Annotated in this window: 18 protein-coding genes, 1 pseudogene and 1 riboswitch; of the genes and pseudogenes, 13 read left to right on the top strand and 6 right to left on the bottom strand. The window is 42.6% G+C overall.

Annotated features, from left to right (window positions below):
* The first annotated feature begins 90 nt into the window (after window positions 1-90).
* From ACN6NB_RS05140 to ACN6NB_RS05150, 3 genes are read left to right on the top strand one after another with little or no spacing between them, the layout of a single operon-like run.
* On the top strand, window positions 91-1608 hold the full coding sequence (locus ACN6NB_RS05140; RefSeq protein WP_144495231.1) for a phytoene desaturase family protein: 1518 nt from the start codon (window positions 91-93) through the stop codon (window positions 1606-1608).
* A complete protein-coding gene (locus tag ACN6NB_RS05145) occupies window positions 1605-3080 on the top strand; it encodes a phytoene desaturase family protein (RefSeq protein WP_144491062.1) in 1476 nt (491 codons plus the stop codon). The genes ACN6NB_RS05140 and ACN6NB_RS05145 overlap by 4 nt, the downstream gene beginning before the upstream one ends.
* The gene (locus ACN6NB_RS05150; protein ID WP_144491063.1) at window positions 3073-3912 is read left to right on the top strand and encodes a phytoene/squalene synthase family protein; all 840 of its coding nucleotides are present in this window, start codon (window positions 3073-3075) and stop codon (window positions 3910-3912) included. The genes ACN6NB_RS05145 and ACN6NB_RS05150 overlap by 8 nt, the downstream gene beginning before the upstream one ends.
* Window positions 3913-4140: 228 nt before the next feature.
* On the opposite strand, the gene ACN6NB_RS05155 is transcribed toward ACN6NB_RS05150, so the two are convergent.
* Complete coding sequence (locus tag ACN6NB_RS05155; protein WP_144491064.1) at window positions 4141-5517, bottom strand: MATE family efflux transporter; 1377 nt, start codon at window positions 5515-5517, stop codon at window positions 4141-4143.
* Window positions 5518-5630: 113 nt separating this feature from the next.
* Here ACN6NB_RS05155 and ACN6NB_RS05160 point away from each other — a divergent pair, with 113 nt between their 5' ends.
* The 4 genes and pseudogenes from ACN6NB_RS05160 to ACN6NB_RS05175 all read left to right on the top strand — a co-directional run bounded on the left by ACN6NB_RS05160 (window position 5631) and on the right by ACN6NB_RS05175 (window position 7694).
* On the top strand, window positions 5631-6497 hold the full coding sequence (locus ACN6NB_RS05160; RefSeq protein ID WP_144491065.1) for an AraC family transcriptional regulator: 867 nt from the start codon (window positions 5631-5633) through the stop codon (window positions 6495-6497).
* 14 nt (window positions 6498-6511) lie between these two features.
* Entirely contained in the window at window positions 6512-7069 is a 558-nt protein-coding gene (locus ACN6NB_RS05165; RefSeq protein ID WP_058838824.1) for a GNAT family N-acetyltransferase, read from the top strand.
* Window positions 7070-7133: 64 nt separating this feature from the next.
* Window positions 7134-7402: pseudogene (locus ACN6NB_RS05170) on the top strand (hypothetical protein).
* A 34-nt stretch (window positions 7403-7436) separates the two neighbouring features.
* The gene (locus ACN6NB_RS05175) at window positions 7437-7694 is read left to right on the top strand and encodes a hypothetical protein (protein WP_039177699.1); all 258 of its coding nucleotides are present in this window, start codon (window positions 7437-7439) and stop codon (window positions 7692-7694) included.
* Here ACN6NB_RS05175 and ACN6NB_RS05180 read toward each other — a convergent pair.
* Window positions 7689-8225 (bottom strand): serine O-acetyltransferase, encoded by a 537-nt coding sequence (locus tag ACN6NB_RS05180; protein ID WP_041089754.1) that lies wholly within the window; start codon window positions 8223-8225, stop codon window positions 7689-7691. The genes ACN6NB_RS05175 and ACN6NB_RS05180 overlap by 6 nt on opposite strands.
* A gap of 387 nt (window positions 8226-8612) precedes the next feature.
* Here ACN6NB_RS05180 and ACN6NB_RS05185 point away from each other — a divergent pair, with 387 nt between their 5' ends.
* Genes ACN6NB_RS05185 through ACN6NB_RS05210 form a run of 6 tightly spaced genes read left to right on the top strand, consistent with a single transcriptional unit; the run spans window position 8613 to window position 16914 of the window.
* Window positions 8613-9959: an aspartate aminotransferase family protein gene (locus tag ACN6NB_RS05185; protein WP_039177704.1), complete on the top strand. Its 1347-nt coding sequence runs from the start codon at window positions 8613-8615 to the stop codon at window positions 9957-9959.
* Window positions 9946-11433 (top strand): pyridoxal phosphate-dependent decarboxylase family protein, encoded by a 1488-nt coding sequence (locus ACN6NB_RS05190; protein WP_144491066.1) that lies wholly within the window; start codon window positions 9946-9948, stop codon window positions 11431-11433. Before ACN6NB_RS05185 ends, ACN6NB_RS05190 begins: the two co-directional genes overlap by 14 nt.
* Window positions 11430-13211 (top strand): IucA/IucC family protein, encoded by a 1782-nt coding sequence (locus ACN6NB_RS05195; RefSeq protein ID WP_144491067.1) that lies wholly within the window; start codon window positions 11430-11432, stop codon window positions 13209-13211. The genes ACN6NB_RS05190 and ACN6NB_RS05195 overlap by 4 nt, the downstream gene beginning before the upstream one ends.
* The gene (locus ACN6NB_RS05200; RefSeq protein ID WP_039177712.1) at window positions 13208-13762 is read left to right on the top strand and encodes a GNAT family N-acetyltransferase; all 555 of its coding nucleotides are present in this window, start codon (window positions 13208-13210) and stop codon (window positions 13760-13762) included. The genes ACN6NB_RS05195 and ACN6NB_RS05200 overlap by 4 nt, the downstream gene beginning before the upstream one ends.
* Window positions 13737-15086 carry a lysine N(6)-hydroxylase/L-ornithine N(5)-oxygenase family protein gene (locus ACN6NB_RS05205; RefSeq protein WP_064498280.1) on the top strand — a complete coding sequence of 450 codons (1350 nt, stop codon included), beginning with the start codon at window positions 13737-13739 and terminating at the stop codon, window positions 15084-15086. Before ACN6NB_RS05200 ends, ACN6NB_RS05205 begins: the two co-directional genes overlap by 26 nt.
* Window positions 15087-15099: 13 nt before the next feature.
* A complete protein-coding gene (locus tag ACN6NB_RS05210; RefSeq protein ID WP_144491068.1) occupies window positions 15100-16914 on the top strand; it encodes an IucA/IucC family protein in 1815 nt (604 codons plus the stop codon).
* A 217-nt stretch (window positions 16915-17131) separates the two neighbouring features.
* On the opposite strand, the gene ACN6NB_RS05215 is transcribed toward ACN6NB_RS05210, so the two are convergent.
* The 4 genes from ACN6NB_RS05215 to ACN6NB_RS05230 all read right to left on the bottom strand — a co-directional run bounded on the left by ACN6NB_RS05215 (window position 17132) and on the right by ACN6NB_RS05230 (window position 24147).
* Window positions 17132-17989: a GNAT family N-acetyltransferase gene (locus tag ACN6NB_RS05215; RefSeq protein ID WP_099663143.1), complete on the bottom strand. Its 858-nt coding sequence runs from the start codon at window positions 17987-17989 to the stop codon at window positions 17132-17134.
* Between the two features lie 134 nt (window positions 17990-18123).
* Window positions 18124-21552 carry a methionine synthase gene (gene metH, locus ACN6NB_RS05220; protein WP_474253262.1) on the bottom strand — a complete coding sequence of 1143 codons (3429 nt, stop codon included), beginning with the start codon at window positions 21550-21552 and terminating at the stop codon, window positions 18124-18126.
* Window positions 21536-23377, bottom strand: coding sequence for a bifunctional homocysteine S-methyltransferase/methylenetetrahydrofolate reductase (locus tag ACN6NB_RS05225; RefSeq protein ID WP_474253263.1), 1842 nt, complete (start codon window positions 23375-23377; stop codon window positions 21536-21538). The genes metH and ACN6NB_RS05225 overlap by 17 nt, the downstream gene beginning before the upstream one ends.
* A 78-nt stretch (window positions 23378-23455) precedes the next feature.
* Window positions 23456-23574, bottom strand: a riboswitch (SAM riboswitch).
* An 81-nt stretch (window positions 23575-23655) separates the two neighbouring features.
* Window positions 23656-24147 (bottom strand): YajQ family cyclic di-GMP-binding protein, encoded by a 492-nt coding sequence (locus tag ACN6NB_RS05230; protein ID WP_012009527.1) that lies wholly within the window; start codon window positions 24145-24147, stop codon window positions 23656-23658.

Raw genomic sequence — 24147 nt, forward strand, 5'->3', positions numbered from 1 at the left:
TTGAGACTTTTTGAGCACATCAAAAGTTGATCTAGTCTTTCTAATTTGTATAATTAACTTAAAGTGAATTAATTTGGAGGAAAAAGGATAATGAAAATCATTGTGATCGGAGCGGGACCAGGGGGACTTGCGGCAGCTATGATGCTTCAAAGCAAAGGACATGAAGTTCATGTATACGAAAAACAGTCCTTTGTCGGCGGACGTAATGCTAAGTTTCAGCTTGGTGATTTCACGTTTGATACAGGTCCTACCTTTCTCAGCATGATTCATATTGCAGAGGAGCTGTTCACCTTTGCTGGTAAAAATCTTTATGACTATATCGATGTGATTGAATTAAAAGAGATGTATAGATTAATTTTTCAAGACAATCAGCTGGATATGATTCGAGATCGCGATGAAATGTACAAACGATTAGAAGCCTTTGCACCTGGTGAGGGCGAAGGATATCTAAGATTTATGAAGGATACAAAGCGCAAAATGGATCGGCTCACACCAATTTTACAAAGTAAAATGGACCGCTTTCATCATTACCTTCGCCCGAAGGTGATCAAAGCACTTCCACAGCTTTCGCTAAATAAAAGTTTGTATGATGTACTGTCAGACTATTTCTCGAATGAATCAGTGAAATATGCCTTTACATTTCAATCAAAGTACTTAGGAATGTCGCCGTGGGAATGCCCCGGTGCGTTCTCAATCCTTTCATATATGGAGCATGATACAGGTGTATTCCATCCTAAGGGCGGTGTCAATCAGCTGTCAGAAGCGATGGCAAAGGCGGCGGTTGAAGCTGGTGCAGAGATTCATCTGTCAGCTGGCGTCGAAAAGCTGCTCACCGAGGGAAGGAAAGTAAAAGGCATTCGTTTAGAATCTGGGGAAGAAATACAAGCAGATGAGGTTGTCGTCAATGGAGACTTTGCACATGTGATGACAAGGCTTGTCGAGCCAGGTCTTTTAAAGAAATACAGTGAGAAAAAACTAAAAAAGAAAAAATTCTCATGCTCTACCTTTATGCTCTATTTAGGATTGGATACCATGTATGATGAGCCGCATCATACCATCGTTTTTTCCGATGATTATGCTAGATTCGTCAAAGGCATTACGAAAACATATGAGCTGCCAGATGATCCTTCTATTTATATTCAAAATGCAAGTGTAACCGATGACTCACTTGCTCCAAAAGGAAAATCAGCTCTTTATGTGCTGGCTCCAGTTGCCAATAACCAAAGCGGTATTGACTGGGAAGCGCATCAAGATGAATTTAGAGAGCTTGTGCTGGGTACATTGGAGCGGAAAACCGGCTTTCAGAATGTCAGGCAGCATATAGAAGTTGAGCGGATGATCACACCGAAGCAATGGGAGGAAGACCTTTACGTATATGAAGGAGCTACATTTAACCTTGGCCACCAGCTCACGCAGATGATGGTTCTAAGGCCGCACAATGAATTTGATGAATTAAAGCACTGCTGGCTCGTTGGAGGAGGAACACATCCAGGAAGCGGACTGCCAACCATTTTAGAATCAGCGCGTATCACGACAAATGCCATTCTTTCAAAAGAGAAACATTCACACAAAACAATGCGGCATCAAGAAAAGGGGAGCGCCTCATGAAACAACATATTTTGATTGCAGGTGGCGGTATTGGCGGAATGATCTCAGCGCTTTATTTGAAAAAAGCGGGACATGATGTCACCCTTGTCGAAAAAAATGAACAGCTTGGCGGGAGACTTGCTTTTGTACGTGAGAAAGGATATAAAGTAGATGAAGGTCCGACCATTGTCCTACTTCCTGACATGTTAAAAGGCATTTTACATGAGGTAGGAATTGACGAATCATCTCTTGATCTGTTGCAGCTTGATCCGCTGTACACAATTCAATATCAAGATGGAACCTCCTATACGAAATACTCTGATGCACGTCGTCAGCTAGATGAAATCAGACGTGTATTTCCAAAAGAAGATCAAGGGTTCCAGAGGTTTATGGAAGAAATGACGGACCGGTTTCAAGAAGGGCAGAAAGCTTTTCTAGAAAAATCATTTCATGAAAAACGTACATTTTTTACAAAAGCCAATATGAAGATTTTAATGAAATTAAAGGCGTATCGAACGGTACAAAGCGCTCTGAAAAAATATTTCTCAGACGAACGCCTGCGAGATGCATACGCACTTCAAACCCTCTATGTTGGGGGAAACCCGTATGAAGCATCGGCCATTTATTCGCTTGTTTCATATAGTGAGCACGCACATGGAATTTACTATTTAAAAGGCGGTTATGCAAGTTTAGTAGATATATTGGAAGGGCAGCTCATCAAAATGGGTGTGCATGTAAGAAAAAATGAAGAAGTTACGCAATTGGTGTTTGAGGGAAAACGGGCAGTCAAAGCAAAAGTGAATGATGAACATGTAGCCGCTGATGCATTTGTGATCAATGGAGATTATCCAGCTGCGTTAAAACAGTTTGGTTTAGACGAACAAGATCGCCGAAAATACGTGCCGTCCTCTGGCTGTATGATGGTGTATCTTGGTTTAAACAAGATGTATCAGGAAGCACCTGTTCATCAATTTTTTATGGGAGAACACTTTGATCAGCATATGAAAGAGGTTTTTCAAACGAAAACGATTCCTCAAGACCCGTCATTTTATACATTTAATCCATCGATCATTGATCCATCTCTTGCCCCAGATGGCTGCAGTGTTCTATACATGCTCGTTCCCGTTCCTTCAGGAGATCATATCAACTGGGAAGAGGAGACAGATTTTGTCGAGAACATGGTGGGTGTCCTTGAAAAAAGAGGTTTTCCGGGATTGCGAGAGTCGATTGTCTGGAAAAAGGTCAGGACACCAAATGATTCCTTGCGAGAAGGATTGTTTGAAGGCGGCAGCTTTGGACTTGCGCCTAATTTGTTCCAGTCAGGTGTCTTCCGCCCGCAAGTGAAGGTCAGTGAGACAGACAATCTTTATGCGGCAGGTGCTTCCATCCATCCGGGCGGCGGGGTGCCGATCGTGATGCAAAGTGCGAAGCTCATGGCTTCTGTACTACTAAAAGATTTGAATGATAGAAAGGAAGTGAAACTAAGTGGTTGATGTACAAACAGCATTAAAAGTGTGTGAGGAAACCATTCAAACCCATTCAAAAACGTTTTACCGGGCTTTTTCCATGCTGCCTAAAAAGAAAAGACAGGCCGTCTGGGCCGTGTATTCCTTTTGCCGGAGAGCAGATGACATTGTAGATGAGTCCCCTTCGCCACAAGAGGACCTTGCATCCTTTCGGGAGACGTTTGATCAATTTTTACAAGGTGAGGTAGACCGGAATGATCCGATATGGGTGGCGCTAGAGCATACATTTCAAGAGTTTCGGATGGATGAAGCCCCGTTTCGTGACCTGCTCCAAGGACAGGAGATGGATTTAGAGCAGCAGCGATACGAAACGTTAGATGAACTGCTCATCTATTCCTATCATGTTGCTAGTACCGTTGGACTCATGCTCCTTCCTATTATTGCACCGCGTAAAAAAGAGCAGCTAAAAGAAGCAGCCATTTCGTTAGGGATCGCTATGCAGCTAACCAACATTCTTCGAGATATCGGAGAAGATCAGGCTGAAAGAGACCGCATTTATTTGCCAAAGCAAGTGATGGATCAATTCGGGTACACAGAGCAAGAATTGAAGGAAGGGATTGTCAATCAAGCTTTTCAGCACGTCTGGGAGTACATTGCTTTTGAGGCAGAGGCATACTACGAGGAGTTTTTTGACCATCTTCATGAATTCCCGCTATATTCACGTATACCGGTGAAAGCAGCAGCCCACTTTTATAAAGCCATTTTAGATAAAACAAGAGAAAACGAATACCGTGTCTTTACAGAGCGAGCATTTATTTCAAAACAGGAAAAAGCACTTATTTTAGAAGATATTACGTAAAAAAGGACTGCACCCCGCAGTCCTTTCAGCGTGTAGACAAACCCTCGCATTCGTTGTCAGGTCTGCGCTCCGGTGCTCACGAATGTCAAATTCGCTCCACTCCGGTACTCGCCCTTCCTAGGGCTGCAAAGGTTTTCTATCACGCTGAAAAGAAGACAAAGGGCTAAAATAAAAACCATTTTAGCCCTTTGTCAACAATCTAAAAAGGACTGCACCCCGCAGTCCTTTTTATGTGGAAGAAAAACGATACTCCGTCCATACTCTGGAACGCCAGCGCCTATACATAAAGATGCCTCTGACCCATTCATCCACGATAAAAGAAATCCAAACCCCGATGAGCCCCATTTCAAGCTGAATGCCTAACAAGTAAGCGATCGGAAGCCCAATTCCCCACATTGAAATCATCGCCATATACACTGGAAACTTCGCGTCACCAGCAGCCCGCAATGAATTAATAATGACCATATTAAAAGAGCGTCCCGGCTCTAAAATGATCGTCAATAGGAGAAGTGTGGCGGCGATTTGAATGATTTCATGATTGCTAGTGAAAAGCGTAAGCAAATGCGTCGATGATAAAGATAAAGCAGTGGAAGAAAGAAGAGAGATCGCAATGGCCCAGTATAAGCTTTTCATACATCTGCGGTAGGCCGCATCGAATTCTTTCGCCCCAATATGGCGCCCGATTAAAATTTGTGTGCCTTGGCTAATCGCTGCACCAAATAACATAATGAACATCATCAAATTTTGAGTGTAGACCTTTGCTGCTAAAGCCTGCGTCCCCATAAATGTAATAAACAATGTAATGATCATTTGAGAGCCGTTATAAGAAAGCTGCTCTCCAGCAGAAGGAATGCCAATTTTCAGCAGCTTTTTTAAATGCGTCCGCTGGATGTGAAACATGCTCTTCAGCGAAAAGCGCAACCCAATTCGGCGGCGGACAATGAGAATCATCGCCATTAATCCGATCAATCGAGCCAGCGAGGTTGAAAAGGCAACACCCATGACACCTAATACCGGAAAGCCAAACGGACCAAAAATGACCAAATAATTGCCGGCAACGTTTAGCAAATTCATTCCGATGGTGACATACATCGTGTCTCTTGTATATCCGTAGCTTTTTAAAATAGCACTATACGTCATAATAAGTGCTTGAATAAAAGAAAGCAGCCCGACAATTTGTAAAAAGACCGCCGCATCCGGCATGAGTTCACTTGATAAGCCCATCATGTGCAGAATGGGAACAGCTAACATAAACATGAGGAGACTAATGACAAAGCTGATCAAGAAGTTGGTCCCTAGTGAGACATAGGCGACTTGAGTCGCTTCCTGCTTGCGGTCAGCTCCTAGAAGCTGCGCAATCACAATGGTCGTTCCTGTTGTAATGAAGCTGAACATGACAATTAATAAATTCAGGAGCTGGTTACTTACACCTACTGCAGCCACACTGTTATCAGAGTATTGGCTGAGCATAAGTGTATCAGCGCTCCCCATGAGCATATATAAAGAGATTTCGATAAAAATAGGCCAAGTTAATGCAAATAATGAAGGGTGCGTTTTCTCATCTTTGGCTTGAACCTTTTCATATGACAGGGTTTGAGATTTCATCACAAAGCCCCCTTTCGTGTAAATCCGATTTATAGTGTACCTTGCATCGACTATAATAAGAAGAGATGAAACCGAAACTTATTGGAGAAATACGACTTCATAAGGGGATGAATATGAATCGATTTATTACATTTACTGTACCGCCGTTTCCTATTTATATAGCTTCAGGTAAAGGGATATTTCATCAAGGAGAAAGACATATCTCAAGAACCTTCGCTGTATTTGATCTTCTCTATGTCACAAAAGGTGAACTATGGATGACAGAGGACGAGGAGGCTTTTCACGTAAAAGAAGGTGAATATATGATTCTCTCACCGGGCCTGTCTCATGGCGGACATCTGCCATGTGAAGAGGATACCTACTATGAGTGGCTGCATTTCTCAATTGACCGATTTGAGCTGACGAACCGGCCAAGAGAACACTGGATTGATATGAAACAAAACCAAGCCACCTTCGAAAAGCCGGCAACATATGAATTTAGCCTGCCTCGTTTAGGAAAAGTGAAGGGACGAAGTGTGTTAGAAAAACACCTTTCAGCGATGAGCGCATTAAATCATGATGCATCTGAACTTCCGCTGAAAAAACAGCTTCTATTTGAGGAACTGCTCATTCACCTGCAAAAGGAAGCATTCCATATTCCAAGTGCAAAGGAGACTGTCGCATCAGAAGTGGTTCACTATCTTGAGCATCACTTTATGGAGAAATTGAATATGGAGCAGCTTGCAGAGAAACTGCACTATCATCCTGACTACATGACAAGGTGTATGCAGACGGTGTACGGATTGACGCCAAACCAGTACAGCCATCGTCTCAAGATCGAAAAAGCTAAAAGCATGCTTGCCTCAACGAATGAAAAAATTGCAGCCATTGCAGAGCGTGTAGGCATTGACGACCCTACTTATTTTTCTAAGCTATTTCGGCAAAATGAAGGCATGACGCCGATTGAGTACCGTCATCTAGCAAAAAGAACGACAAAGTAAAGGAACGTGAACAGATGAAAAGAGAAAAGGAAGAGCTTGTAAACATACGTCCATTAACCGAAACGGATTTAGAGGCGGTGTGGCATTTAAAATTTAAAGCACCAGACCAGTCCTATCGAAAATGGAATGCCCCTTATTTTTATGAACACGAAATCCCGCTTTCTGCATTTAAGAAACGTTACTTACAGGATGAATCCATTCCCCAAAAGCTATATGGCATTGAAATAGACGGTGATATCAAAGGTACCGTATCATATTATTGGGAGAATGAACGTACACGGTGGCTTGAATGCGGCATTGTCATTTATGACTCACGCTTTTGGAGCGGGGGCATTGGGACAAAGGCATTAAATCTATGGATTGATGTATTATTTACGCATATTGATATCCCTCGAATTGGTCTAACCACTTGGTCAGGGAATGAACGGATGATGCGGTGCGCAGAGAAATGCGGATTTGTCCTTGAGGGGAGACTGAGAAAGGTCCGTTATTATCAAGGAGAGTATTATGATTCGATGCGCTACGGAATGCTGAGAGAAGAATGGCGAAGCCTCCCGCGCAATATCCTCTGAATCATTATTTTTTAGGAAAAAAGAATCATATAATGGAATAAACTAAGAAGGGTGGCAGAAGAATGTGGGCTGGATCACTGGATGGTTTGTTTCTATTTTAGTCGCAATCTATCTATTGATAGATGCACCAAAACATGGGAAAATAAATGGTTATGGTCTATTTTAGGTCTTTTATTCGGGCTCTTTGCATTTGGGATATACCTCATCAAAACAGGAAGAAAAGGATTGGGCTGGACAGTTCTGATCGTGTCCATCATCATCTATTCTATTGTTATGCTAGTCTATGTCTTTTACTTCCTGTTGCTGATCATCGGATACTCAAACGCATCATAGAGAGCGCGTATACATAATAAGGGGGAGTTTAATCTTGAGAATAACGGGTTTATTCGTTTCACTTGCTGTTGCTATCTATTTATGGTTTGATGCGCCAAAGCATCACAAAGACAAATGGCTGTGGGCCATTTTAGGCGTACTTTTTAGTACCATCGTACTCGGCATTTATTTGATCAAGACAGAGAGGAAGGGGCTGGGCTGGACGATCTTGATTTTAACCATCTTGTTTTATCTCATGCTGCTCATCTCTGTTTTAATCGGTGTTATTCTTTTTTATCAGGCGCCTTCATGAAGAAGGGCCTTTTTCTTTTACCTTTTGAGCCGGTACACCAGCAATGACGATCTGCTCTTCATGAAAGGAATGATTCACCACGGCATTTGCTCCAATTGAGATATGATTTGCGATATAAATGTCTCCAAACAGCTTAGCACCGGGTCCAATCCATACGTGATCTCCAATGGTTGGTACATCCTTTTCGGAATGGTTTTGACCAATATTCACCCCTTGATGAATATCACAAAATGCCCCAATTTTTGCGTGCTTATTTACAATTAAGAGGCCAGTATGATTGATTCTAAGGCCGGGGCCAAAGACGCCAATCGGGATATCAAAGCCAAGCTGCATCCCTTTCTTTTTATGTAAATAGCGGTAAAACCATTTGCGCAATGTAGCGCCGCTATTAGAATAGTATTCATATTTTCGTAAATACCTTTGATATTTCCATATATCGTCCCCAAACCATTTTGGCCTTCTGCGCGTGATAGCTAATGCTTTCTTATCCTGCGTTAAGTAATGGTGAAGATCGTGCTTTGTTAAAATCATCAAAATTCCCCTCTCCATCCCCTTATGTTTCAGAGAAATTATACCACCCAAACCATTTATATCAAGAAAAAACAGTGTGATTTCTTCAATTTTCTACCTTCATTTCATCCAAATTTCTGCATAAAATGAGCGCTTTGAATTGAATAGAACAAATGAACCAGGAAAAATGATTTGTAATTTTTTTCAATGTCAATCCGTCTCATGCGTTCCATCTCCTTATGGCAGTAAGGTTTGTAAAAATTACTCGAAAATACTCATTAAAAAGAGAATATTGTATTCATATGCTTTTCGAATCATCTTTTTGAATACAATTGACTTTCCTATCTCACATCCTCTAGGCTAGTAAATGAAAATGATAATCTTTATCAATTGGAGGAGTGTTTTATTATGTCCATCAAAACCGTTTCTAAAAATCAGCAATTTTTAGAGCAGCAAAGTCAAAGAGAATCTAATGCAAGGTCTTATCCGAGACGGTTCCCATTAGCCATGCAAAAAGCCGAGGGCATGATCGTGACAGATGCGGATGGCAGAGAGTTTTATGACTGTCTAGCAGGCGCAGGAACACTTGCACTTGGCCACAATCATCCGGTTGTGATAGAAGCGATTGAACGTATGCTTCATGAAAAAAGGCCATTGCATACGTTGGACATAACCTCAGAAATTAAAGAAGAGTTTGTGAATGAAATTTTTTCTCACCTGCCAGAAGAGTTTGCAAAGAGAGCAAAAATTCAATTTTGTGGACCAACTGGCGGTGATGCCATAGAAGCTGCGATTAAATTAGTCAAGACTGCGACAGGAAATCGTTCCATTCTTTCTTTCCACGGTGCTTATCACGGTGCGACACATGGCACGATGTCATTAAGCGGGAATTTGTCTCCAAAGGAAAGAGTGCAAGGGTTAATCCCAGATGTGCATTTCATGCCTTATCCATATGAATATCGCTGTCCATTCGGAATTGGCGGGAAAGATTCACACCGCATTTCCAGCTCTTATATTGAGCGTGTATTAAATGATCCTGAAAGTGGTATTCTTCCGCCAGCAGGTATGATCTTTGAAGCAGTACAAGGTGAGGGAGGCTCAATTCCAGCATCTATTGAATGGATGCAAGAAATGAGAAGAATCACAAATGAAAAAGGCATTCCGCTCATTATCGATGAGGTTCAATCAGGCATTGGCCGAACTGGTAAGATGTTTGCTTTTGAACATGCAGGAATTGTGCCAGACGTCATTGTATTATCTAAAGCCATTGGTGGAAGCCTGCCGCTTTCAGTTGTGATTTATGATAAAGATTTGGATCAATGGAATCCAGGGGCACACATTGGCACATTTAGAGGAAATCAAATGGCAATGGCTGCAGGAACCGCTACGCTTAAATTTATAAAAGAAACGAATCTGCTTGATCATGTTGACCAGTTAGGGAATCGCATGCAGGCTCATCTAAAAGACATTCAAAAAAATGTACCTGCTATCGGTGATGTTCGAGGAAGAGGATTAATGATTGGTGCTGAAATAGTTAATCCAAATGAGAAGCAGGATGTGGATGGAAGTTATCCAGCAAATCCTGAGCTAGCCAGTCTCATTCAAAAGAATTGCTTCGATAAAGGCTTAATTGTAGAGACAGGAGGCCGTTTCGGCAGCGTCATTCGATTCTTACCGCCATTGATCATGACTGAAGAACAGCTTGAACAAGTTATTGCTATTTTCAAAGAGGCCGTTTACGATGCAATCAACTAAAGCTTCTGTGGATTCATTATTTATCAATCAAAGCCAGCTTGGAAGAGAGTCCTTCCAAGCGGCTCTTCATACATCTATCGACAGCTTACTGGACCAATGGCAAAAAGACCAAGGACCATACAGTGGAATATTGCCTGGGAAATTAGCGGCTAGTGTCGAATCATTATTTCAGTTTCAACCGTCTGGCGAATCAATTGAATCTGTCTTTCAAGATATAAAGCAGCACCTTTTGCCACATCTGGTTGATGTATCGCATCCTAAATGCTTGGCACATTTGCATTGCCCGCCGCTTATACCTGCGCTTGCCGCAGAGGTGATAGTAAGTTCTTTTAACCAATCAATGGATTCCTTTGATCAAAGCGGTATTGCATCTTTGGTTGAAGAGGAAATTTTAAAGTGGCTATGTGCGAAGTTTTCTTATGGAAATCTAGCAGATGGGACATTTACGAGCGGTGGAACCCAATCAAACTACATGGGGCTGCTTCTTGCAAGAGATGCATTTTGTGAAAACACATGGCAATGGAATGTTCAGCAGAAAGGCTTGCCGAGTGAGGCTCACCGCATGAGAATTCTTTGCTCTAAGAATGCTCACTTCACTGTGAAAAAATCTGCATCCCAACTAGGTTTAGGGGAGCAGGCGGTTGTTCTGATAGAGACAGATGAGCATCACCGCATGGACCTCAACGATTTGAAGAAGAAACTAGTTGAGTTAAAGGAACAGGATCTCCTGCCTTTTGCGCTAGTGGCGACTTGCGGGACAACTGATTTTGGCAGTATTGACTCGGTTCGAGATGTGTATGACATCGTCAAACCATGCGGTCTGTGGATACACGCAGATGCTGCCTATGGTGGAGCGCTTGTATTAAGTGAAAACTACCGAGATAAATTAGATGGTGTTGAGCTGGCTGATTCCATCACGATCGACTTTCATAAACAATTTTATCAGCCGATCTCCTGCGGAGCATTTTTGCTGAAGGATAAAAGGCATTTCGGCTTGATCAATTATCATGCAGATTATCTTAATCCAAAAGAAGATGAACTGGATGGAATACTACATCTCGTCAATAAATCTGTCCAAACGACGCGCCGTTTTGATGCACTGAAATTGCTTCTTTCTCTTCGTCTGATTGGGGAGGAAGGGTTTGGTGACATGATTGACCATACCATTGATTTTGCGAAGGATGTGGCTGCGCTTATCGAGAGCAATGATCACCTTGAAGTGATCAATCCTGAGCCAGAAATCAATGCAGTAGTGTTTCGATTTAAGGGTGCGGATGACATCAATAAAATCATCCATCGAACGCTATTCACATCAGGAACTGCTGTCATTGCAAAAACAGTGGTGGATGGTCAAACATGCTTGAAATTCACTTTATTAAATCCGAGAACGACAATCACACATATTGAGGAAATCCTTTCTGACATCGTTGATATCGGGATCGCTCATATTCAATCCGGGAGGGTACTACGTTGAGTCAATATAAACAAATGGCTGAAAATGCAACTATGCAAAGCTTTTTAAACTGTTTTTTACGTGAAACAGGAATCGATCGATCTGCAAAAAAAGAGACGAAAGCAGATGGTTCGCTTGTATTCGTGGCAAAACTAGCAAAGCAAGACCTTGAGCTTGTGATTCCGATCCGATACTTTTCATCTGTAGGCCGCCATCTCTTTGATTTTCCGATTCGCTTTCGTCCGAGTGGAAGCGAGCAAGAGGGGACGATCGTCGATTACACGACACTTGTTGCTTTATGTTCAAAGGAGCTTCTCATTGCATATGGCCGCACAGATGCAGAGGATGAATTCATGCTTCGCATCATTTTAAGCTGCAGAAATATTGAACGATTCTTAAGGGAGAGAGAAAGTGATCAAGCTGCTTTATCTCAAGCTGATTTTGAGTACATCGAGGCTGAACAGTCACTTCTCTTAGGACATTTAACACACCCAACACCAAAAAGCAGACAAGGGATGACAGAAGAGGAGGAAGCCGTCTATTCTCCTGAGCTGAAAGGGGCTTTCCAGCTTCATTACTTTAAAGCGCACCATTCGATTGTGCTTCAGGATTCATCTATTTCACAACCTGCGGCAACCCTCATGTTAGAAGAGCTTTCGCGTCAAGTGCCAGAAGAAACAGAGAGACTGAATAGGTTAACAGAAAACGGAGAATATGTGCTCATTCCAATTCATCCGCTGCAAGTCAAAGTGGTCATGGAGAAGACATTCGTGAAGCGGTATATAGAGGAGGGGAAACTGACTTATTTAGGACCGCTGGGGTCTGAATACACAGCGACCTCATCCTTTAGAACGGTCTATCAAAAGGATTCTGCTTACATGCTCAAATTCTCTGTTCCTGTGAAAATTACGAATTCGTTACGCATCAATAAACAAAAGGAACTGGATCGAGGAGTAGAGATGTCCCGCATCTTAAAAACAGAATTAGGCGTTTCTTTATATGAAAAATTCTCTGGATTCCGGGTCATTGAAGATCCTGCATATCTATCTATTCGAGGAGATGAAGCGGAATCTGGCTTTGAAGTGGTCATTCGTCAAAATCCATTCTTGCATCGTGAAAAAGGCGCAAGCTTGATTGCTGGGCTATGTCAGGATCATGCGTACGGAGGAAAATCAAGATTAGCAGGAATTATTCATAAACTTGCAGATGCAGAAGGCCGGTCAACAGAAGCGGTCAGCCAAGATTGGTTTAAACAATACTTAACCATTTCGTTAAAGCCGATGCTCTGGCTGTTTGAAACGTATGGTCTTGCACTCGAGGCCCATCAGCAAAATGCTGTTGTGCAAATGAAGAATGGTTATCCAGATACCTTCTATTATCGTGACAATCAAGGCTACTATTATAGTGAATCAAAAAAAGATAAGCTCGCAAATCTAGTTCAAAACTTGAGCGTAAGAAGTGAAACCATTTGTGCGGATGATGTAGCCGTTGAGAGACTCCGTTATTATTTTTTCTTTAATCATTTATTTGGTCTCATTAATGGCTTTGGCACAGAAGGACTAGCAAAGGAAGAAGACTTGCTGGCACTCGTGAGAGATACATTGCTTGCTCATGAGGAGATGTACGGAGCTTCTGATCTGACAAATAGCCTTCTCCGTTCAAAAGAACTTCCTTCAAAAGCGAATTTGCTGACACGATTTGAAGATATGGATGAGCTGACAGGGTCTCTGGAAACACAGTCTCGTTACACAGCTGTCTTGAATCCGCTCTTTTTACATAAGGAGGCGCTGATTGGATGAGGCATCGTATTAGGTTTATTCGTGCTGAATATGAAAGAGACGTCCAGCTTGTTCATAAGTGGATGCAAGAAGAGTATGTTCACCCATTTTGGCATTTGAATATTCCTTTTCCTGATTTTGAAAAGCATTTTTATCAGGCAATACATGATCCGCATCAAACCCTTTATTTAGGCACGATTGATGGGACGCCAATGAGTTATTTTGAGGCTTACAACGTGAAAGGGGATGTCATTGAATCCTACTATGAGCCTTCTCCGCATGATCAAGGCATTCACCTGTTAATAGGGGAGCCGGATTATGTGGGAAAAGGATTTGCTGCGCCGCTCCTTCAGGCAATGACAGCATTTCAATTTGAGCAGAACAAACGAACAGAAAAAATCGTCGCTGAGCCGGATATTCGCAATGAAAAAATGATTCATGTATTTGAAAAATGCGGCTTTGAACGTGTAAAACCAGTCACTTTACCGGATAAAACAGGTCTTTTGATGTTTTGTGATCGAGAACGATTCGAAAGGAAGTATAACCATGACGCGGTTCAACAAGCAAAATAATATAGTGGATGTAATTGGGATCGGCATTGGCCCGTTTAACCTTGGACTTGCCGCATTATCTGAAGAGGTAAATGAAATCGACGCTTTGTTTTTTGAAAGAAGTGAAGCCTTTCACTGGCACCCAGGGATGCTCATTGAAGGAACGACACTGCAAGTCCCATTTTTAGCGGACCTTGTCAGCATGGCAGATGTGAAAAGCAAATATAGCTTTCTCAACTATTTGCAGGAACAAAACCGTTTGTATTCATTTTACTTTCTAGAGGACTTCCATATCCCGCGCAAGGAATACAGTCATTATTGCCGCTGGGTCGCTGATCAGTTAGACTCTTGCCGATTTGGCATGAACGTCGAATCTGTCTCACTGATTGAAAAGGCAGGGGAAAAGCGGTATGAAGTGCATGTCCGTCATGTGAATGACCAAACTGTAGAGGTGTTTGAAAGCAAACATCTTGTCTTAGGAATTGGCACGCAGCCGGCGGTGCCAGCATCGCTCCAGCCAGCTTTAGGAGAGAAGGTTTTTCACTCAGCTGACTATTTAAAACGAAAGAAAGAAGGCTGTTTCAAAGGGAAATCTGTCACAGTTATCGGCTCTGGTCAAAGTGCAGCAGAAGTGTTTTATGACATTTTATCAGATGATGAAGCGAAGGATATTCACTGGTTCACACGGTCAAAAGGATTTTTCCCAATGGAATATTCAAACCTAGGGCTGGAGTATTTCTCCCCTGACTATATTGATTTCTTTTATGAGCTTCCGCAAACAAAAAAGGATGCGTTATTAAAACAGCAAGACTTGCTGTATAAAGGCATCAGTTCGGCGATGATTCGTGATATTTATCATTTGCTTTATGAACGTTCTGCCTGCGGAACGCAGCTGAACACAGTGCTTCAAGCCATGACGGAGGTCAACTTGATTGAGGAAACAGCGGGCGGATTATCACTTTCCTGCACGCAATGGGTCAAGGAAGAATCCTTTACGCATGAGACGGATATTGTTGTATTGGCGACTGGCTATCAATCCGTTCTGCCGCCATTTATCAACCCTATTTCTCACCACATTCAATGGGATGATCAAGGACGTTTCCAAGTGGAACGTGAATATCGTTTGAAAACAAATACGATGGGTGAAAATGATATTTTTGTACAAAATGCAGAGCTTCATACACATGGGGTCGGCGCTCCAGATTTGGGGCTGGGGGCTTATCGAAACAGTGTGATCATCAATGAACTTGCTCGTCAAACCGTGTATCCACTTTATCAAAAGCACGTCTTCCAGACATTTGGTACACACAAGAACGCACACACATTTGAAGAAATCAAAGGTTAAGGAGGATGAAGCGATGAGTGTACAAGACGAATTGAAAAAAGCGGTGAATCCTGCTGCTTGGAAAAAGGCGAACCAGAGAATGGTGGCAAAAATGCTGTCCGAATACATGTATGAGGACATGCTTCATCCTGTCGAGTTAGATCGTAAGGATGGCATTGCCCAGTATGAATTAATCATTCATGAACATAAGAAATATCGTTATCTGGCAAAACCTCGGTTGTTTGATAGTTTTGATACAATCGCTGAATCAATTGAGTACTGTCAGGATGGAAAGTGGTCAAAGGATGTCAGTGCCATTGTGTTTTTACTAGACATTCAGCCGATCATTCCAATGTCCTCTGACACAACAGGCCATCTTATCAAAGAGCTTCACCATACTTTGTTAGCCGATGTCCATTTGCTGTCGAAAAAAGCACTTCGTGCGGATGAGCTGACAGATACGGATTATGCATGGATTGAAGGAGAAATGACAGGCCATCCTTGGATTGTGTATAACAAAGGGCGTATAGGATTCAGCTACGATGATTACTTAGCCTATGCACCAGAACGTCAAGAATGTGTGCAGCTGTCTTGGATTGCTGTTCACAGGGAGCTTGCGACATTCCATGCAGTGGATCATGAAAACTATGAACAGGTAATCGCCAAAGAATTAGATGAAGTCACGATTCGTCAATTTCAACGTGTGTTAAAGGATGAAGGACTGAATGCAGCTGACTATTATATGATGCCTGTTCATCAGTGGCAATGGACGCATATGATTATTCAGCATTTTCCGGAAGATTTGGCCTTGCGCCGGATTGTGTATTTAGGAGAGGGGCTGGATCAATATATCCCGCAGCAGTCGATCAGAACCTTTACAAATATCTCAAATAAAGGCAAGCATCATATTAAACTGCCAATGAGTATTTTAAATACACTTGTGTACCGTGGACTCCCATCAGAACGTACGGTCATTGCCCCGCGCATTACAGCACATATTAAAGGGATTGCGGATCAAGACTCATTTTTATCTGATGTGTGCCGCGTCATTTTACCAGGTGAGAATGCAAGTATCAATGTCGATCATCCATACTACAGCAAACTTCCTGGTGCGCCGTATCAATATCTCGAGATGCTCGGTGTCATTTTTAGAGAAAGCATTTATACGTACTTAGAAGAAGGGGAAAGCCCTGTTACACTTGCGGCACTCACATATGAGGATCATGAAGGAGAGCCGTATATCAAGCAGTTGATTGAAAAATCAGGTCTCTCCGCAAAAGAATGGATGGCGAAGTTCTTCCATGTCGTGATGCCGCCGCTTTTGCACTTTATGTATCAATACGGCACAGTCTTTTCACCGCATGGTCAAAATACGATTCTTGTGTTAAAAAATCATCAGCCGCATCGTTTAGCGATCAAAGATTTCGTTGATGATGTGAATATAAGTGACCAGCCGCTGCCTGAATTAGCTTCACTAGAAGAAGATTTAAAAGAAGTGCTGCGCAGTGAGCCGCCAGAAGGTCTAGTACAATTTATCTTTACAGGATTATTTATTTGCAATCTGCGCTATGTATCCAACGTATTAGACAATCACGATCTGTTAGATGAAACGACTCTTTGGCGTTTGCTTGCTGATGAAATTCAGCAGTATCAAAATCAATTCCCACAGCTAAAAGACCGTTTTGAATTATTTGATCTATTCCAGCCAAAGCTGACAAAGCTTTGCTTAAATCGTAATCGAATGATTGATTATGGCTATGGAGATGGAGATGACCGCCCGCATGCATCAGAGCATGGGAAGGTCACAAATGCACTCGCTCATGTTCTTTCGTCAGTTGGAGAGAAGTAATAAAAAAGCTGTAGACAAACCCTCGCATTCGGTGTCAGGTCTGCGTGCCGGTGCTCACGAATGTCACATTCGCTCCGCGCCGGTACTCGTCCTTCCTATACTGCAAAGGTTTTCTATCACGCTGAAAAGAAGACAAAGGGCTAAAATAAAGATCATTTTAGCCCTTTGTCAACAATCTGAAGCTGTAGACATCAAGTGTCTACAGCTTGTTTGTTTTTTAAGAAAATGCTTGAGAGGCAAGGAAATAGAAAAGGGCGGGATCATTTAGTTTTTCTTTTCCGCGAATCATCATGAAATGGGCTACGTTTGTTTTCGTAAATCCTGCTTCAACAAGTGGTTCATGAAGGCGTTCAGCAGTTTCTTGCTGCATATCTAAACGAATTGCCCCTGAATAAGACGAGATGAGTGATTGGATGAGCGAGAGAGCGGTTTGTTCATCGTTTGCTGCAAGCGGCCCAATCATGAGATTAGCAGGGGTTTCGATGCCAAATGCAAAGCCAGTTGTTTCATGATGTTCATTCTGTGCGATCAGCCGGAACGATGCTCGATCCATTCGCTTTCTTATAAAGCTAGATCGATTGGTGCCTGCACCTTTTTCGTCAAGTGCTTCAATAGTCGGAAGGTCCGCTTCATCAGCAGGAGAAAGGTGAATCCCGCCTGACACACGAAAAGCTGATGGATTCGTGGTCTGTGCTTTGTATGTATGAATATAGCCGGCCGTTTGAAATCCGATTTTTTCATAAACGGGCTGTCCTTGTACAGTAGCGGTTAAAACGACAGGAACGCTTTGATTGCTCCGGCGAAGCAGGGTGTCAATCATTTTCCGTGCAAGGCCTAAGCCGCGATGCGTCTCAGATACAATCACAGCACCAATTGATGCTGCTTTTTCATATTGGAAAAGTCCCGCACATGAGATGACTTGTCCATCCGTTGTTGAAAAACCAGTAAAATATCCGTTTGTTAAAAGAGATGTAAGCTCATCCGCATTGTAATCAGGCCAGTCGACCTCTTTTGACAATGCGATAAGATCGGGTATGTCATCAAGTGTTAAAGTTCGTTGTACAACGTTTTCCAATACACGCAACTCCTTCTTAGCTGATTTCATCTATATGTATCGTACCATAAGAAAGCATAAGAAAAAGGAAAAGGGAGATCCTTTTCCTCTCAGCGTGTATCAAAAAAGAACCCCCAATCACGGAGGTTCTAGACTTAATGAACATTAAAATATCGAGCTTCAGGGTGGGAGACGACGATCGCTGAAACAGATGCTTCAGGTTCCATCATGAATCCTTCTGTCAGGTGGATGCCGATTTTTTCAGGCTGAAGCAGCTTGAACAGCTTTTCTTGGTCCTCAAGATTTGGACACGCTGGATAACCAAAGGAATAGCGCTGCCCTTGATATTTTGCTTGGAATCGTTTTTCCATTGTAAAATCGACTGGGTCAGGGAAGCCCCATTTGTCACGAATCACTTGGTGGGTTCTTTCAGCTAATCCTTCTGCAAGCTCAAGTGCCAGAGCTTGGACAGCATGCATTTTTAAATAATCTCCTTCCTGCTTAAATTGCTGCGCGACTTCACGTATACGCGCGCCAGCTGTGACGGCGAATAAGGCAATATAATCTTTCTCGTTTTCATCACTTTTCCGTACATAATCAGAAATGGAGCGGTACGGGAGCTTCTCCTGCCTTGGAAATTGGAACGTTTCAATGATGCGGTCAGGCTTTTCGGGATCATAAATATGCAAATCATTTCCGTCTGAACCGGCAGGGAAGAATTGATACACAAATGCTGGCGCAAACCAGTTTTTCTCTCTGCCTTCGTTTAGAAGATCTGTGACAAGCTGTTTTAATTCCAATGCTTTTGGATGCTGTTCAGCTAATAAGGTTTTGACCTTTCCCTTTAAGCCGAGATGATGACCAATGAGCATTTGTTCATTCACATAAGGCATAATATGATGCAAATCGATGTCCCTCACATAATGGCGTGCGGTATCTTCTGGCGTAAATACCGGTGCCTGAGGAAGGGCTGCGCGTTTTTCTAGTAATTCAATGACAGCTTTCGGCTGCTTTCCTTCTTTCTCCTTGAAAGGTGCCACTGGCTCCTCTTCGGGCTTTGTTTGAAATTGCAGTGGATTCGCTTTTAACTCATTAGCTAATGACAGACCGTCCATGGCATCTTTTGCATAAAGAACAGGTCCATCATAATGAGGCGAAATTTTCATTTTCGTAAATTTGCGAGAAAGGGCAGCACCGCCGACCAAAATAGGAACAGAAATATTGGCCTTTTGTAAATCCTGAGCGGTTAATACCATTTGCTGTGCGGACTTTACAAGTAAGCCTGATAATCCGATCATATCTGGTTTTTCCTTTTGCACAGCTTCAATCAATGTTTGAGGTGTCACCTTGATGCCGAGGTCGACTACTTGAAAGCCGTTATTGCTCAAAATGATGTCGACAAGGTTTTTCCCGATATCATGGACATCTCCTTTTACGGTCGCAAGAAGAATCTTTCCTTTCCCGCTGGCATGCTGCTTTTCCATATATTGCTCAAGGAACGAAACAGATGCTTTCATGACCTCTGCTGATTGAAGCACCTCGGCGACAATCAGTTCGTTTTGATTAAAAAGACGACCAACCTCAGCCATTCCCTGCATTAACGGACCATTGATAATATGAAGCGGCGATTCATATTGCTCCAAAGCAAGGGATAAATCATCGATGAGACCTTCTTTCGTTCCTTCGACGACGTAGAGCGCCAGCCTTTCATCAAGTGATAAGGAGACCTTTGGTTTTTTCTCCGTTTTCTTTTTGCCGCGGTAAAATTGGGTGAATTCAGCCAGTGTTTGGTCATTTGTTTCATAAAGCAAGGTTTCAGCTAGTTTGATTTCTTCCTTTGGAATGGATGCGAAGCGCTCAAGCTTTTCCGTATTCACGATGGCATAGTCAAGTCCTGCTTGCACGCAGTGATACAAATAGACGGCATTTAAGATTTCTCTGCCAACAGGCGGAAGTCCGAAAGATACATTGCTGATGCCTAAAATGGTGAGGCACTCGGGCAGGGTTTCCTTGATCATTTTAATGCCTTTGATCGTTTCTTCAGCGGCGCCAATATATTGCTCGTCTCCAGTGCCTACAGGAAAGACAAGCGGATCAAAAATAATGTCACTTGCAGGAATTCCATATTTCTTCGTTAACAAATCATGCGAACGTATAGCAATTTCAAGCTTTCGTTCTGCTGTCACAGCCATTCCTATTTCATCAATTGTGCCAACAACAAGTGCACCGCCATATAGCTTCACAAGAGGTAGAATCTCTTCAAAACGTTCCACGCCATCCTCAAGATTAATAGAATTGATGATGGCTTTCCCTTGAGAATAGGTGAGTGCCTTTTCAATCACGTGTTTATCCGTTGAATCAATGACAAAAGGAGCTTTCACCTTTTTCATCGCTTCTTGTAAAAAGCCTTCCATGTCTGCTGCCTCATCACGGTCTGGATCGGCGAGACACACATCAACGACGTGAGCGCCATTTTTCACCTGAGCACGAGCAATTTCTGCTGCTTCTTCAAACTTTTGTTCCGCAATGAGCCGTTTGAATTTGCGAGAACCAATGACATTGGTCCGTTCGCCTACAAAAAGAGGACGCATTGAATCCTCATAAATAAGGGGCTCAATTCCTGATACGGTATGCTGCGGTGATTCGCGAGTGATATGACGCGGCTGAATCGTGCGTACTTCATCTGACAATGCTTGAATATGTGCAGGTGTCGTTCCGCAACAGCCGCCGACAATATTTAACCAGCCTTCCTTAGCAAAGGCAGCGATTTTTTTAGCAAGAGAAGCAGGGGATTCATGATATTGGCCTTCTTCATCTGGGAGACCAGCATTCGGATAGCAGCTCACCGCTGACTTTGCGATGGAGGAGAGCGTGCGGATGTGGTCTGTCATAAATTCTGGACCAGTCGCACAGTTCAGGCCCACACTGATGGGTTTCATATGCTCAAGAGAGATATAAAAGGCTTCGATATCCTGACCAGCAAGGGTGGTGCCCATTGGTTCAATCGTTCCTGATACCATGAGTGGTAATTGAATGCCCGTCTGCTGAAAGGCTTCCTGAATTCCTTTGAAACCAGCTTTTACATTCAGCATGTCTTGGCTTGTTTCTAAAAGAAGGGCATCACACTTTCCGTCAATTAGAGCGCGGGCCTGTTCTTCATAGTTTCTGACGAGCTCACTGAAGGTTGTACCGCCTGTTACAGATAATGTTTTCGTTGTTGGGCCCATTGCGCCTACAACAAAACGTGGCTTATCCGGTGTGGAGAAACGGTCTGCTTCAGCCTTTGCCAGCTGTGCAGCTCGAACATTGAGTTCATAGGCAAGGTGGCCAAGCCCATATTCATCAAGAACGAGCTTTGTCGCGCCGAACGTATTTGTTTCAATGAGATCGGCACTTGCTTCGAGGTACTCCCTATGGATCGCACGGATGATGTGAGGGGCTGTCACATTCAAATACTCGTTACAGCCCTCATACTCTTCTCCGCCAAATTCCTCTGCTGTCAGGTTGGCGTTTTGAATCATTGTGCCCATTGCACCATCAAGGACGAGGATGCGTTTTTTGAGCTGTTCAGTGATAGTTGACATGGATGTTAGACTCCTTTTCTTTCTGATGGATGTAGGTGGTCAGTTCTGCTGTTAAATCTGATCGAAGGAAAGGAGTAATTAAATAAATGCCATTAAACAATTCGCAGGCTGTATCTAATAAAGAGCGGGCAATCGCTAAACCTTCTGCTCGCTGCTTTTCTTTATCCTCGCCAGCCTTAGCCATAATGTCACGAATAGAATCAGATAATTTGATGCCGGGAATTTCGTGATGAATAAACTCTGCATTTCGGCTGCTTGTTAACGGCATAATGCCGATGTAAATTGGTTTATCCAAGTGGCGGCTTTCCTCATGAATTTTCACAAGCTGTTCTTCAGAATAAACAGGCTGTGAAATAAAATAATCAGCGCCGTATTCGATTTTTTTCTCAAGACGTTTGACCGCTTTATCTATATGACGCACATTTGGGTTAAACGCGCCAGCCACTGAAAAATTGGTCTTTTTGCCAAGAGGCTTTCCTGAGAAAGAAAGGCCTTCATTAAATTGTTTGATGAGACGAATCAAATCAAAGGAGGTTAAATCATAGACAGATGTTGCACCTGGGAAGTCTCCAATTTTAGATGGATCGCCTGTGATCGCTAAAATATCGGTTAATCCAAGGGTGTCGAGCCCCATTAAATGGGATTGTAGCCCAATCAAATTACGGTCGCGGCATGTGATATGAACAAGAGAACGCATATCAAGCTGCTGCTTTAATAATGCGCCGCAAGCGACATTGCTAATGCGCGGAGTCGCAAGAGAATTATCGGCTAACGTTAACGCATCAATGCCAGCATTCTTTAATTCATTTGCAGCAACGAGAAATTTTTCGAAGTTCAGCTTCTTCGGTGGATCGAGCTCTACGATAATCGATCGTTTTTTCACAGCCAGCTCATCAAGACCTGGTTCAGTGCGCTGATCTTGGATGGAAATGATTTCTTCTTTTAACACCTTCACTTCTTTTTCAGTAATCGGTGCTAAATCTTTGACCGCTTCAGCCATTGTGCTAATATGTTGAGGTGTTGTTCCACAGCAGCCTCCGATAATGCGTGCGCCCTGATTTCTAAATTCAAGTGCACTTTTTCGGAAATAATCGTTATCAGTATCATAGACGAGTCTGCCTTCTTCAAGAGAGGGGAGACTACTGTTAGGATAGACAGATAAATGCGAATTTTCTAAAAGTGGAACGCCTTCGAGTGCCTGAATCATGTGATAAGGGCCCAGCCTGCAGTTGATGCCGACGACATCTGCACCAAGAGATGATAACTCAGATAAACCATCCTTCAGCGGGGTACCATCCTGCAAAACGCCTTGTTCATGCATAGAGACATTCATGACAATCGGAAGAGTCGTTTCTTTGCGAGCAATTTGGAGAACAGCCTTCGCTTCTTCTATGTCATAATACGTTTCAAGCAATAATCCGTCAGGCTCTTCATTTAATAGGATGTACAGCTGCTCTCTAAAACTTCGTTTGATTTCTTCTATAGAGTAGGCATTTTTGTTAAACGTTCGAATGCCGCCAATTGTTCCGAGAACATAAGCAGAGCCAGCGGCTGCTTTTGCAATTTGTACCGCTTTTGTATTGATGCGTTTCATTTCTTCCTCTAAGCCGTAGCGGGATAGTTTAATATAATTCGCACCGTATGTGTTCGTTTGGATGATGTCAGCGCCTGCCTGCACATAAGCTTCGTGCACGCGTTTCACTTCATCCTCTTTCGATAAATTTAATTCTTCAAAACAGCGGTCAATGCCGTAAGAGTATAAAAGTGTTCCCATCGCTCCGTCAGCTATCAGTACGCGATTTTGTAAGTCTTGTAATAGGCCCATTGTATTCCTCCTTATTTCTATGTAACAAAAAAAGCCTTCTGATAAGAAGAAGACTTTTTGGCTGTATCGTAATTCTTCTCCTTATCTTCCAAGCAGTTGCTTGCTGGATTTAGCACCTTGGTCATAGAAAATAGATTTCTACTACACCGGTTGCTGAGGCTTCACAGGGCCAGTCCCTCTGCCTCTCTTGATAAGAAAGCAATATGAACATGTCAATGAATTGAACTTCCATCAACTGTAACGAAAAATGCAAAAATAATCAATGGAAAATTTGAAATTTATCGAAAATTTATAAATTGGACATCGATCGGCAAATCAGCCTTACGCATAAGAGAAATAACCTCTTGTAAATCATCTTTATTTTTCCCTGTCACACGCACTTGGTCATCCTGAAATTGTGATTTCACTTTGATGCCAGACTGCTTGATGAGTGCGTTGATCTTTTTAGCGTTGTCTTGATCAATCCCGCTGATCAGCTTCGCACGCTGGCGTACTGTACCGCCAAGAGCATGCTCGGTTTTTCCGTAATCGATGTTTTTAGTTGGCACATTTCGTTTGATAAGCTTTGTCACAAGTACATCTTTTAGCTGCTCAAGCTTGAAGTCATCATCAGAAATGAGAACAAGTTCTTCTTTTTCGAGAGAAATGTCACTTTTACTTCCTTTAAAATCATAACGGTTTTTAATTTCTTTCAGCGCTGCTTGAACAGCGTTTTGCACCTCAGGCAGTTCGACTTTCGATACAATGTCAAATGAGCTTTCTTTTGCCAT

Source organism: Bacillus sp. 11B20, assembly GCF_056098985.1.